The organism is Thermocoleostomius sinensis A174 (assembly GCF_026802175.1).
Lineage (GTDB): Bacteria > Cyanobacteriota > Cyanobacteriia > Elainellales > Elainellaceae > Thermocoleostomius > Thermocoleostomius sinensis.
On record NZ_CP113797.1, the window covers coordinates 3,446,679 to 3,460,188 of the forward strand.

Genomic DNA, 13,510 nt, shown 5'->3' on the forward strand with positions numbered 1-13,510 from the left:
AAATCAATGAAAAAGACCTATAGAGGAAGCTGTCATTGTGGTGCAGTGCGCTACGAAGTAGACCTCGATTTGAGTCAAGGTACACTTAAATGTAACTGTTCGATTTGCACTAAGACACGGGCTTGGCTGACTACGGTTCAGGAAGATGCCTTTCGATTATTGTCTGGCTATGCAGATTTGACTGAGTATCAGTTCAATACTAAAACTATTCATCATCTATTCTGCAAGCATTGCGGAGTACGCTCATTTGGCTGGGGTGAAGATTCGGAGTCAGGCAGGTTCTATGCAATTCACATTAGTTGTTTGGATGATGTACTGCTTGATGATTTGATCAATGCACCAATCGGATATGTTGATGGTCGCCAAGATAACTGGAAAATATCACCGATCGCGATTCAACATCTTTAACCACTAATAACTCCACTTTGTAGATTTTCTCAACACAAAGCTTGCTAATTTGCTAGTAAAACAGTACAATTGAACTACTCAAAACAAGTGCATCTTTGTACGAAGTTTATTCAAGATTAGATTTCCATAACCATCGGTTCTCTATCTATCTCGCTTAACTCATCGAGTTCTGAATTCGTTTTTTGTTTATTCACATCTTCATGTGAAGGAGTTTGCTATGCAGTTAACCCCTTATCTAATGTTCAGTGGTCAGTGCGAAGAGGCATTCAAGTTTTATGAGCAGTGCTTGAATGGCAAAATTACAGCAAGGATGACCTATGCAGAGTCCCCTGAATCATCTATGCTTGATCAGATGCCGATGGAATGGCGCGATAAGATTATGCATATCGGACTCACGGTTGGCAATCAGGAATTGATGGGATCTGATGGCCCACCCGGCTGTGATGAAACCCCCAAAAGCTTCTCCGTATGTCTGAGCTTGAACGATCCAGCAGAATCAGAGCGTATCTTTCACACTTTGGCAGAAAACGGCACTGTGCAAATGCCTTTTCAACAGACTTTTTGGGCGTATCGATTTGGCATGGTGATTGATCAATTTAGTGTTCCGTGGATGATCAATTGTGATCAAGTCGTTTGAGTACAATTTTTGCTGAGAAATGGGTATGGGTTAGCCATGAAAGAGAGCTACAACTATCCGGTCATTTCAACCATTTAATGCTTGTAATAGAACTTGGAGGTAAATCATGGAAATGAACCAAGTGCCACAGGAAGCTATGCTCAATCCTGAACCTCAATCGGAACATCGTTGGCTACAAAAATTAGTGGGCGAATGGACATACGAGTCTGAGGCACTGATGGACCCCAATCAACCGCCGGAGCGATCAACCGGAACAGAGATTGTGCGATCGCTGGGTGAAGTTTGGATTTTGGCGGAAGGACAGGGCGAAATTCCGGGTTGTGGTAGTGCCACTACACTGATGACGATCGGCTATGACCTGCAGAAGCAGCGATATGTGGGAACCTGGATTGGTTCAATGATGACTCACTTATGGATCTATGATGGTGAATTGAATGCTGCCGAAAACGTGCTAACGCTCAACAACAAGGGACCGTCTATGAGCGGTGATGAAAAGCTGGCAACGTACAAAGATGTGATTGAGTTGAAGGATGACAATCATCGGGTCATGACATCGCATAGGTTAGATGAGAATGGACAATGGCATCAATTTATGACGGTAACCTATCAGCGCAAGCTGTAAATAGGAATCTGATCTAGTCATCGCCATTCAATTACCCTCACCCTCAAGCTCTCTCCCAAAATGGGAGAGAGACTTCTGCTCTGGTTCCCCTTTTCTGGTTGATAGGAGCAGAGGTTAGGGATGAGGGCGGTTGCTGATGCACGATCAACGGTTGCTAGGCTAATGGTTTACTCTAATGGGAACCAGATCACTAGCTAGATGAACAACCGCTCAACGAACATAGTTAAGTAATCAAGTTGAGAATTCGATTAGGAACATAGACGACACGGCGAATCTCCTGATTCTTGAGAAACCGTTGAATGGATTTTGTTTGATTTGCAATCTCAATCGCTTCTGCTTCAGAGGCGTCGGGCGCAAGCGTAATGGTGGTGCGAGTACGTCCATTGATTTGTACCGCGATCGTCACTTGCTCTGTGGTCAAGAATGTTGAATCAGCCTGCGGAAACCTTTGTCGATGAATTGACTCTGTTTCTCCTAACTGATGCCATAATTCTTCAGTGATATGGGGCGCAAACGGAGCCAACATCAGCAAATACGCTTTCACTTCTACCTCGGAAAGAAGGGGTTGATTCTGAAGCACATTGAGATACTCCATCAACGCTGCAATTGCCGTATTGTATTTGAGTGCTGCAATCGCTTGGGAAACTCGATCGATGATTGGGTGCAGTTGCCGTTGGGATACTTCATTGGGTGAACGAGAAAGGCTATTTTTATGAGTTATGACAAGTTGCCAAACTCGCTGCAAAAATCGTCGCACCCCAACAATGCCACGATCGGAAAAGACGCCGCCCTGATCAAAGGGGCCCAAAAACATCAAGTAGGTACGCAAGGTATCTGCCCCATAATCTTCGATATAGCGATCGGGATTTACTACATTCCCCTTAGATTTGCTCATTTTGATTCCATCTTTGGTGAGCAAGCCATGGGCATAGAAACGCTGAAACGGCTCTTCAAAAGAAATGTAACCCAAATCATGCAATACCATAGTGATAAACCGACTGTACAAAAGATGAAGTACAGAATGCTCAGCACCACCAATGTACATAGCGACAGGCAGCCATTTTGCTGTAATTTGTGAATCGAACGGAACATCGTGTCGATTGCTTGACGGATAACGAAGAAAATACCAAGCAGAATCCAAGAAGTTATCAAATACATCCGTTTCTCGCCGTGCCGAATTACCACACTGAGGACATGTAGTATGCACAAATTCTGAAATATCTGCCAATGGAGAATTTCCGGTTCCCTGGGGCAACCAATTGTCTGTTGCTGGTAAGAGCACTGGTAACTGATCGTCAGGAACGGGCACGATGCCACAGGCGTTACAGTAAACGATCGGAATTGGTGGACCCCAATAGCGTTGCCGTGAGATTAACCAGTCCCGTAAATGGTAATGTACCCCATCCTCCGTTTCAGAGCGACCGATCCAGTTGCGCTGGGCTACTTTTACCCTCTCTGACCAATCTAATCGATCGAGGTTTTCTAATAACCGTTGGGCATAATCAGTGATTTTGAAAAACCATTGCTGCAACTCGCGTTGTATCACTACGGTGTTGCAGCGTTCACATTCCCCCTGAATAACCTGCTCATCGGCAAGGACAGTTTTGCAGGACGGACACCAGTTCACTGGTGCTGTTTTGCGAATCGCCAATCCAGCTTTAAACAACTGCAAGAAAATCCACTGTGTCCACTTGTAGTAAGCAGGATCAGTCGTTTGTACTTCATAACTCCAGCAAAAACGGTTTCCGATGCGTTTTAACTGTGTTTCACGAAACCGTTCTACATTGCGTATTGTTAATTGGTTGGGATGAATTCCTTGTTTAATGGCAAAATTTTCGCTGTGAATCCCGAAAGCATCAAACCCCATTGGTTCAAATACAGAGTGCCCCTGCATGGACATGAAACGTCCGTAGATGTCGGCTCCAGTGAACGCATAGACGTTACCAACATGCAGTCCTTCAGCCGAAGGATAGGGAAACATCATTAAGTTGTAGAAAGGGTTTTGAGCCGTGGCTACATCTACGTCATAGACTTGATTCTGCTGCCACACTCTTTGCCAGCGGGCTTCTACAGAGCCATGATCGTAATTTGGCGGTGGTACAAAATGGTGTGAAATCTTGGCAGTAGCCGGATCACCATGATCCGGCTTTACAGGTCCCAGTGATTCATCTGAGTCTCCTTAAAATGTAGTATCAGTGTAGCACGAGAGGAGGCAACGTCAACCTTCCCCGATCGAATGACCCCGATTGACTTAAGAGCCGACTAGAGCAGACTCAATCAATTAACTGAGTAATTTGGCTGGGTACATTAAGAATGCTGCTGTATAAACGGCACAATCGCCTCAACAAAAGCGGCGGTTGATTCGTAGGGCAATACGTTACGTCCAGGAACAAATTTCCCCTCCGCTTGCGGCAGGTGCTTCAGATAGTCTGCCATGCGTTGATCGGGGGGTTCTGTTTTAGCCGATCGACTGATGTTGGAAGCGGTATTGCCAATCAACACTAAGGTCGGAGTCGTGAGGGACTCGATCGCCGTTTGCCAATCTCGTCGCCAAAAGCCAGCTAAAAAGGAAAACACCGCATAACGGCTGTCAAGATGGCGCGAGCCAGCCTCCAAGGCACTCAGCCATTCTGCATCTACCGCGTCGGGATCGGCAAAAAGTTGACGCACCGAGAAAGAGCGAATGAACTGCTGGCGACGGGCATAGCGATAAAACGCTTTTCCTAAGGGAGAAGCAAACAGGCTCCAACTCACCTGATCCTGCCAGTCTGCGGTTGGTTCACTCATAATCTTCCAGGCTGGCGGTCCAGCCAAGATCAAGCCTTGGATGAACACAGGTGCCTTTTGCCACAATGAGATAGCGATCGGAAAGGATGCACCCTGCACAATTAGAATGACGGGTCGTTGAATCACCGTTTGCAGCAAGACCAGGAGTTGATCAGCCCAGTCCTCTGGGCTGTAGGGACGTTGCGGCATGTCACTCTCGCCACAACCTGCCAGATCAGGATTGTAAATTTGATTTGGTTGTCTGGATTGCAACCAAGCACGGCAAAACCGATCCCAAAATCGGCGCGAAAGCCCCACTCCGATCGGCTGAATTAACAACAAGGGAGGTTTGTTGGCATCGGCACAGTCGTTGGACTGCACTTCATAGGCACAGTGCAGATGGTTCCAGGTGTAGAATTGAGTCTCGGACTTTGCAGGGGATTGGCTTTGCATCGGTGATACCAGTGGGCGTTAGGCTTCCATAGCAAACGATCAACTGTGGCTGGTCAACCGTGGATATTACTGTGGATATGATTTACTGGACAACATTCTATAGCTCATTCTAGTGTTCTCACTCTAGCGCTGATTCACCCTGTATTTATGCAGGCGTTGCTGACTGCACCTGTGAATAATCTAGATATGCTTGCTGTGTGTTGACAGCTTAGGGGCAGGAACAGGGAGGAGCGATCGCTGGGTAAAATAATGCTTCGCTTTCATCAAGTAGTTCATGCCAAAGCCCATCACTAAGTTACTGGTGCCTGTCTTCATCAATTAAAAAATTGTAAAAAAATTGGTACCAATGAAGTATAAAATTGGTGCTTTAGATGACAAACTCTGTGGCAAGGAAAAATAAACTTTGCCCTGAAGAGCTTTAATAGCAACACTTTCACACCTCTGGCTTGATCTGTTTTCGTTGCGAAAAACCCGATTGAAATAGTCACATTGTGATCACTTTGCGCTGCAAATATTTTGCCGGGATAATTCCATGCATTCTTATCCTTGCTTGATCCGGGTAAATAATCTCAGAGGAGAACTTAACGTGAATAGTAAACGGAGCCTACGTCAGAAATATTCTCGCCTTGTTCGAGGAGAAGGCAATTGGGAGCATACCTCTTCGGCACGATCGTTTGACAATGATGGTGAACCAATCTGCAATCGTTCTAATAATCGTCCCTTCTCATCGATCCTCAGTACCCGCTTGCAACGACGTCAAGTTCTACGTGGAACGCTGGCCGCTGCTGTGACATCAATGTTTGCTGGGCCTGTGCTAGATGGGCTAAAAGCTCGTCCTGCTCAGGCTAGTAGCCCGCTGCTAGGCTTTCGTGCCATTCCAGTCAGTGAGGCAGATGTGATCACTGTCCCAGAAGGCTACACGGCGCGTGTTCTGATTCCCTATGGTGAACCCATCACTGGTGATTTTCCCCGCTACAGCCTCAACAATACGGGGGAAGAACAGGGCATGCAGATTGGTCATCACCATGACGGAATGCATTTCTTCCCGATCGAAGGTGCTTCACCTTATGAAGGTAGTTCAACCGATGGGCTGCTAGTGGTCAACCATGAGTACATCGAGCCACGCTATACCCATGCGGCGGCGGTGGGGCAGCCCCTCAGTCCTGATGATTTTCCCAGGAAAGCCGATGGCACTCGTGAAGCCGATCAGGTGCTAAAGGAAATGAACGCGCATGGGGTCAGCGTTGTTCGGATTGCGCGCCAGAATGATGGCAGTTGGAGCGTTGTGCCCGATGAGCGCAACCGTCGCATTACTGCCTTGACTCCGATGGAAATTCAAGGCCCAGTGCGAGGATCTGAGTTGGTTAAAACAAAGTACAGTCCAGATGGAACGAGAACTCGCGGTACGATCAACAACTGCGCCCACGGGGTGACGCCCTGGAATACCTATCTCACCTGCGAGGAAAACTGGGCAAGATATTTCCTCAACAGTGATGAAGTAGTGCCTCGTGAGCTAGAGCGGTATGGCACCTCGACAGATGGCACGTCCCGCTATGGCTGGGAATTGGCAGATAGTGGTGCAGATGAATATGCTCGCTTTACCGCCTCTGCACTGGCTGGCAGTGCTACAGAAGACTATCGCAATGAGCCAAATAATTTTGGGTGGGTGGTTGAAATTGATCCGTTTGATCCTACCAGTACGCCCCAAAAGCGCACCGCCTTGGGACGATTTGCCCATGAAAATGTAATCTTTCAACCTCCTGTTGAAGGACAGCCGATCGTCTGCTATTCCGGCGATGATGCGCGATCAGAATACATTTACAAATATGTCTCGGCGCAACCCTACTTCCAGGCAACCGCTAGCGGCGCGCTACTGGATGACGGCACGTTGTATGTCGCTCGCTATCACGAAGACGGAACCGGAGAATGGCTGGCGCTGAAGTTTGGCGAAAATGGGTTAACGCCTGAAAACGGATTCCGCAATCAGGCTGATATTCTGGTGAATACTCGCACAGCCGCTGACTTTGTAGGAGCGACGCCGATGGATCGCCCAGAATGGGGAGCCGTTGATCCGCGTAATGGCATGGTGTACTTTACGTTGACCAATAATACCCGGCGCACTCCAGAGGAAGTTGATGCTGCCAATCCTCGGCCGGAGAACAATTGGGGGCACATCATTCGCTGGGACGAGGGAGCCGATTTGGCTGCGCCATCCTTCCGATGGGATTTGTTTGTGTTAGCTGGCCCAAAGGACGATAGCCGCAAGCTGTCCGGTCGTGCACTTAACGAAGACAACATTTTTGCTTGTCCCGATGGATTGGGGTTTGATGCGGATGGTCGCTTGTGGATTCAGACCGATATTGGTGAGTCGGTGATGAATCAGGGTGAGTTTGCTCAGTTTGGCAATAACCAGATGTTGGCAGCCGACCCAAATACGGGCGAGATTCGCCGCTTCTTGACAGGGCCGATCGGTCAAGAAATTACAGGCGTGACGTGGACACCGGATCAGCGCACGATGTTTATCAATGTGCAACATCCAGGTGCAACTACATCTGAAGAGGAATTTGCAGCGGGCAATGTTAACTCACGTTGGCCCGATCAAAACCCAGAGATCTATCCTCGATCGGCCACGGTGGTGATCACAAAAGACGACGGTGGCATCATCGGAACCTAATTCGTTGACGCTTGCGTTTACGCGATAGACTTTACGCGATGAACTAAGCCTGCCTATGTTTACTATTTGAGTGGTTGCTATTTGAGTGCACTCATGCCTATCAAGTAGTAAATATGGGCAGGTTTCTACAATTGCCCTTCAAGTGACTACGGTCAAATTCAGTTTGACGCAGTTGAACGTACCAGTCCAGGTACCGATCACAGCCCAACTGAGTAGAGTTGGTTCGGCTCCAAGACTAAATTAAACGCTGGGCTGCCGCTGCTCTAAAGTGTGTCGATCGTCAGTTCTATCCTAGATTTCTGTTTTCAGGCGAGTAATGCACTGAGCCTTCACCTCCCCAAAAATAGTCCCCAAACATAGTATTTATGTAATTTATTAGGACGTAGCTGTGCCACAAAATTTCCTAATTGGTTATCGCAATAATTCTCAATAAAGGTAGGGGTGTGGGTGACCATCCTTTGTTCGTCAGCTTGTTGCTATGCCAAAACGGGGCGAATGCGAGTCATCACAAGGTTATCTTTGGGCCGATGCCTCTGACAGGAATCATGAAATGAAACTCTTTGTTCACCAAAATGAGCGATCGACGTAACGAGCGACATCGGGCATAAGCAAGACTGAATCTGGCCACCACGTCATCCGATCTGAGTTTCTGTTACAAAACTTAAAATATACAAGCGCGAATTAATTTATATTTTGTTACATTTCTTGTAGAGCCACAGCTACTTGGCAAAACGCTTAGGTCAAAATTAGTAGGCATCCTGAGCAATTCTTAAAAAAATCTAAAATTTACAAATGGAAAAATCATCAACAAGAAATTCAAAGAAATATAACAAGCTGTGTATGCTTTTTGCGCTCAACCCATTGATTTCTAAAGGTTTCGTTGAATCTTCTATAGTCGTTGATACAACTAAACAACTCGTAACAAATAATGCTCCGACCACGTTGTATAAGAGTACCTGGAGGGTAAAAACAACAGACAAAAGTTATCCAAACGACTGGTATATCAAGACTTTTTGTTCTCTCATACAAATGTGAAATTTTCTCAGATTTCTCTAGATGTCAGTACTCCGCCTCAGGGGCACGCATCAGAGAGAGCGTCTTGAGCCAGGATGCGGATGTTTGTTGGTTGCTCCTTCAGGTTGCACCGAAGTATTTCTGAGCAGCTTGAATTTGGATCGTTAAAGTCTCAAGGTTTGAACCGAAACCGAACTTAACCAAAACAATTAGGAGATTGAGTCCATGCTAGACGCATTCGCTAAAGTTGTTTCTCAAGCCGATGCCAAGGGTGAATTTCTGAGCAATGCTCAACTGGATGCCCTCAGCAACATGGTGAAGGATGGCAGCAAGCGTTTGGATACGGTTAACCGCATCACCAGCAACGCTTCCACAATTGTTGCTAATGCCGCTCGTTCTTTGTTTGAGGAGCAGCCTCAGCTAATCTCTCCGGGTGGAAATGCTTACACCAACCGCCGTATGGCTGCTTGCTTGCGCGACATGGAAATCATCTTGCGCTATGTCACCTACGCTACTTTGGCAGGCGACCCCAGCGTTCTTGACGATCGTTGCTTGAATGGTCTGCGCGAAACCTACCAGGCTCTTGGTGTTCCCGGCGGCTCTGTGGCGGCTGGCGTTCAAAAGATGAAGGAAGCAGCGATTTCGATTGCCAATGATCCCAATGGTATTACCCAAGGCGATTGCAGCCAGTTGATGTCTGAAGTGGCTAGCTACTTCGATCGGGCTGCTTCTGCGGTTGGTTAATTTGTTTTCCACGTCTTTTGTTCTTTAGTAGTTGGTGATTGAGCCGCAGGTTATTATTCTGTAGCCGTTGGGTTCAATGACCTATAGCAAGTGACAAAGGGCAAACGAAGATTCCTTTTCAACGCAAACTTTTGAACGACAAAATTTAGGGAGATAACTCAACTATGAAGACCCCCATTACTGAAGCGATCGCTGCTGCTGATACCCAAGGTCGTTTTCTCAGCAACACCGAGTTGCAGGCTGTTAATGGTCGGTTTGAGCGTGCCGTTGCCAGCATGGAAGCTGCTCGCGCATTGACCAACAAGGCTCAGCAGTTGATTGATGGTGCGGCAAATGCTGTATATCAAAAGTTCCCCTACACCACTCAAATGCAGGGTGCTCAGTATGCAGCAGATTCTCGCGGTAAGTCCAAGTGTGCTCGTGACATCGGCTACTACCTCCGCATGGTAACTTACTGCTTGGTTGCCGGCGGAACTGGCCCGATGGATGAGTACTTGATTGCTGGTTTGGATGAGATCAATCGGACGTTTGATCTGTCTCCAAGCTGGTACGTGGAAGCTCTGAAGCACATCAAAGCAAACCACGGTTTGTCTGGTCAGGCTGCTAACGAAGCCAATACCTATATCGACTACGCGATCAACGCGCTTAGCTAATTGATCGTGCAGCCCGGAAAGGTATGCGGTTGCTGGAGGTTCTGGCAATGGTTTACTTTTCCGGGCATGTTTTATCCAAGTGCCCTTGGCGATCGGTGGATAGCAAAATTGCTCTCTGTCTGAGGTTCAGCGCTTGACACTGATTGCTGACTGCTGACCACTTCAAAATATTTTTAGTAGTCGATGGGGGAAATGCTATGGCTAGTCTAACTACGGCAAGCCGGTTAGGAATTGAGGCTTTCTCTGACTGCGAGCCGATCGAACTTCGCACAAATTTTACCGAAGAAGAACTTCAGGTTGTGATTCGGGCTGCCTATCGGCAGGTGCTAGGCAATGATCACCTGATGGCGTCTGAGCGCTTAGTAAGTGCCGAGTCCCTGCTCCGTCAGCAGGAGATTACCGTTCGAGATTTTGTTCGTGCCATTGCTCACTCCGAACTGTATCGAGAGAAGTTTTTCTACTCCAATCCCCAAGTTCGTTTTATTGAGCTAAATTACAAGCATCTATTGGGACGAGCGCCCTACGACGAAACTGAAATTAGCTTTCACGTCGATCTTTACAACACTCAAGGCTACGATGCCGACATTGACTCGTATCTAGACTCTCCAGAATATCGAGAGAGCTTTGGAGACTGGGTTGTGCCCTATTATCGCGGCTTTGAAAGTCAGCGTGGACAAAAAACTGTTGGCTTCAATCGCATATTCCGGCTCTACCGGGGCTATGCCAATAGCGATCGATCGCAGTTTGGCAAAAACCGGGCCCGCTTAACGCAGGAAGTGGCGCGCAATCTGCCGATGCCAATTCAGTTTCCAGCGAGTGGTGGTGGAATTGGTTCGTCTGCCATGAGTGCTAGCTTGGTAGGCGCCGTTGGAGGCGATCGGGACAAGCTTTACCGAATTTGTGTGGTGCAGCGAGGAACGCCTGGCTCCCCACAAGTACGGTTAAGCAACACCGAATACCTCGTGCCCTATGAGCAAATGTCTACAACGTTACAAAAAATTAATCGTATGGGCGGCAAAGTCGTGAGTATTACGGCAGCCTAAGCCCATTTGTTAGCTGTCGGCTATCGGCTTTTGGCTAACGAGATATTTTGGGTTTTAGATTTTAGATTCTAGATATGATTGCGTTGATTGTCGCGATCGAAACAAAGCTTTCCGTCGTGGCTCTGAGCGTGAGTAAATCCAGGATCTAGGATCACGAACTCTAAGATCACTTGGGGGCTAACTGCTGATAGCGGATGTCTAACTCCTATCTACTTACAATCTGGTTGACTACTCGTTGTTAGTTGGGAGAATTCACGTGCCTATCACAGCCGCCGCCTCTCGCTTAGGAACATCCGCCTTTAGCGATGCCGCACGAGTTGAGCTACGTCCAAACTATACCGAAGCAGACGTTGAAGCCGTTATTCGTGCGGTCTATCGTCAATTGTTGGGGAATGATTATTTGATGGCCTCCGAACGGTTGACCAACGCTGAATCGTTATTGCGCAACGGCAAGATTTCAGTGCGGGAATTTGTTCGATGCGTCGCTAAATCTGAGTTGTACAAGAAGAAGTTCCTGTACAACAATTTCCAAACTCGCGTCATTGAATTGAACCACAAGCATTTATTGGGGCGTGCCCCCTATGATGAGTCGGAAGTGATTCGTCATTTGGATATCTATGAAACTCAAGGCTTTGACGCTGATATCGATTCCTATATTGACTCTCAGGAATACCAGTCTGCCTTTGGCGAAAACGTCGTACCTTACTATCGGGACTTTCAATATCACACGGGGGCCAGAACGATCGGTTTCACTAATATGTTCCGGCTTTATCGCGGCTATGCGAACAGCGATCGGTCTCAAACCGAGGGAAACAGTTCGCGGTTGGCACGGAACTTAGCTCAAAACCGTTCCTCGTCAATTCTCAGCCCTTCTGGCAGTTCCGGTAGTTGGGCTCACTTCAGCGCTAGCAACGATGTGGCTCCGACGAAAGCGTTGGGTGGATCAGTCGCAGGCGAAAGCGATCGGGTGTACCGTATTGAAGTCGCAGGCATCAAGGCAGCAGGCTACCCTAACGTGCGGCGCAGCAGTGTCGCCTATTTGGTTCCCTACAACCAGTTGTCTTACAAGATGCAACAGATTCAGCGACAGGGCGGTCGAATTGTCAGTGTGTCGCCAGCCTAGCTGAAGTGGGCACTAGGTAATGGGTAATAGGTGATGGGCTTGATGGGCTATCTGGCAATCAGTCTCGATTACCAATCACCCATTCCCGCTGCTCCTGTCTAAGTGATTCACCCGTTGATTTAGGAGGCAATATCTAATGTTTGGACAAACAACTGTCGGCGGTGCGGCCAATTCTCCTTCCGGTAGCCGGATGTTTCGCTATGAGGTGGTTGGACTGCGCCAAAATCAGGAGACCGATCGCAACAACTATGACATTCGGCGGAGCGGCAGTGTTTTCATCACTGTACCCTACAACCGCATGAATGAAGAAATGCAGCGGATTCTGCGCATGGGTGGCAAGATTGTCAACATTGAACCGCTCAGCAGCGAAGACTAACAATATCTGCTCAATTCAGCCGTTGAGGGTGCCTTGTGCGAATCTACGGCTGAAGCACTGTGTTTAGACTGTGCTTTGTCGGTGCGTTGTCAAAGGTTACTTTTGTTGCTTTGGATACCTGTTTATTCTCTCAATGGAGTCATTTGAACCCCAGGACCGATCGCCATCGGATGAAGCCGCTGCTGCCCTAACCGTTGAACAAGCAGTGGCCAATTTAACTCATTCTGATTTGAGTTTGCGATATTATGCCGCCTGGTGGTTAGGCAAGTTTCGGGTGAAAGACTCAGCGGCTGTGGCTGCTCTGGTTGCGGCACTCGAGGATGAATCCGATCGCACTGAGTTGGGTGGGTATCCACTGCGGCGCAATGCGGCTCGAGCATTAGGTAAATTGGGCGATCGACGGGCAGTCCCAGGATTGACTCAGTGTCTGATGTGTGAGGACTTCTACGTTCGTGAAGCCGCTGCCCAGTCCTTGGGAATGTTAGCTGATGCAAGTTGCATTCCTGCCCTGTTGCCCTTGCTGCACGGAGGACTCGCTGCTGCCCAATCAGTTCCGGGGCGTCCTCATCTTGCTCAACCCTATGAAGCAGTGATGGAAGCCTTGGGGATGCTAGCGGCTGGTACAGATTGGCAGGCAGAGGCGATCGCCCTGATTCGGCCATTTCTAGAGCACCCAGTCGAACGGGTACAATATGCTGCCTCTCGAGCCATGTATCAATTGACCAATGAGCCACAGTACGGCGATCGATTAATACAAGCGCTGTCTGCCGATGATATCAATCTTCGACGGGTGGCGCTGTCAGATTTGGGAGCCGTAGGCTATTTGCCCGCTGCTGATGCCATTGCCACTGCGGCGGCTGAAAACAGCTTCAAGTTGTTTTCCCTCAAGGGCTTGCTCGAACGGCAAGTCGATCCGTCTCGGTCCGACCTGTCCGCCGATGCTGTGCGGCTAATGGATCTTATGGACCGTCTCCTGTGATCTCGAATGGTAATGACC

12 protein-coding genes are annotated in these 13,510 nt (G+C 48.1%); 10 read left to right on the top strand and 2 right to left on the bottom strand.

Annotation, left to right across the window (positions count from 1 at the left end):
* The first annotated feature begins 6 nt into the window (after nt 1-6).
* From OXH18_RS14950 to OXH18_RS14960, 3 genes are all read left to right on the top strand, one after another.
* Nucleotides 7-408, top strand: a complete 402-nt coding sequence (locus tag OXH18_RS14950) for a GFA family protein (protein ID WP_268607900.1) — start codon at nt 7-9, stop codon at nt 406-408.
* 217 nt (nt 409-625) lie between these two features.
* Nucleotides 626-1,045 (top strand): VOC family protein, encoded by a 420-nt coding sequence (locus OXH18_RS14955; RefSeq protein WP_268607901.1) that lies wholly within the window; start codon nt 626-628, stop codon nt 1,043-1,045.
* A gap of 106 nt (nt 1,046-1,151) precedes the next feature.
* Nucleotides 1,152-1,667 (top strand): DUF1579 domain-containing protein, encoded by a 516-nt coding sequence (locus OXH18_RS14960; protein ID WP_268607902.1) that lies wholly within the window; start codon nt 1,152-1,154, stop codon nt 1,665-1,667.
* 223 nt (nt 1,668-1,890) lie between these two features.
* Here the strand turns inward: OXH18_RS14960 and OXH18_RS14965 are convergent, their stop codons facing one another.
* Both OXH18_RS14965 and OXH18_RS14970 read right to left on the bottom strand, forming a co-directional pair.
* On the bottom strand, nt 1,891-3,717 hold the full coding sequence (locus OXH18_RS14965) for a class I tRNA ligase family protein (RefSeq protein WP_268607903.1): 1,827 nt from the start codon (nt 3,715-3,717) through the stop codon (nt 1,891-1,893).
* Between the two features lie 257 nt (nt 3,718-3,974).
* Nucleotides 3,975-4,886, bottom strand: a complete 912-nt coding sequence (locus OXH18_RS14970; protein ID WP_268607904.1) for an alpha/beta fold hydrolase — start codon at nt 4,884-4,886, stop codon at nt 3,975-3,977.
* Between the two features lie 586 nt (nt 4,887-5,472).
* On the opposite strand from OXH18_RS14970, the gene OXH18_RS14975 reads away from it, so the two are divergent.
* The 7 genes from OXH18_RS14975 to OXH18_RS15005 all read left to right on the top strand — a co-directional run bounded on the left by OXH18_RS14975 (nt 5,473) and on the right by OXH18_RS15005 (nt 13,492).
* The gene (locus OXH18_RS14975; protein WP_268607905.1) at nt 5,473-7,560 is read left to right on the top strand and encodes a PhoX family protein; all 2,088 of its coding nucleotides are present in this window, start codon (nt 5,473-5,475) and stop codon (nt 7,558-7,560) included.
* A 1,239-nt stretch (nt 7,561-8,799) separates the two neighbouring features.
* A complete protein-coding gene (locus OXH18_RS14980) occupies nt 8,800-9,318 on the top strand; it encodes a phycocyanin subunit beta (RefSeq protein ID WP_268607906.1) in 519 nt (172 codons plus the stop codon).
* Nucleotides 9,319-9,482: 164 nt separating this feature from the next.
* Nucleotides 9,483-9,971, top strand: coding sequence for a phycocyanin subunit alpha (cpcA, locus tag OXH18_RS14985; RefSeq protein WP_268607907.1), 489 nt, complete (start codon nt 9,483-9,485; stop codon nt 9,969-9,971).
* Between the two features lie 197 nt (nt 9,972-10,168).
* Entirely contained in the window at nt 10,169-11,014 is an 846-nt protein-coding gene (locus tag OXH18_RS14990) for a phycobilisome linker polypeptide (protein ID WP_268607908.1), read from the top strand.
* A 256-nt stretch (nt 11,015-11,270) separates the two neighbouring features.
* Entirely contained in the window at nt 11,271-12,137 is an 867-nt protein-coding gene (locus OXH18_RS14995; RefSeq protein WP_268607909.1) for a phycobilisome linker polypeptide, read from the top strand.
* Between the two features lie 136 nt (nt 12,138-12,273).
* Nucleotides 12,274-12,513, top strand: a complete 240-nt coding sequence (locus OXH18_RS15000; RefSeq protein ID WP_268607910.1) for a phycobilisome linker polypeptide — start codon at nt 12,274-12,276, stop codon at nt 12,511-12,513.
* Nucleotides 12,514-12,646: 133 nt separating this feature from the next.
* Nucleotides 12,647-13,492 carry a HEAT repeat domain-containing protein gene (locus OXH18_RS15005; RefSeq protein WP_268607911.1) on the top strand — a complete coding sequence of 282 codons (846 nt, stop codon included), beginning with the start codon at nt 12,647-12,649 and terminating at the stop codon, nt 13,490-13,492.
* Nucleotides 13,493-13,510 lie beyond the last annotated feature (18 nt).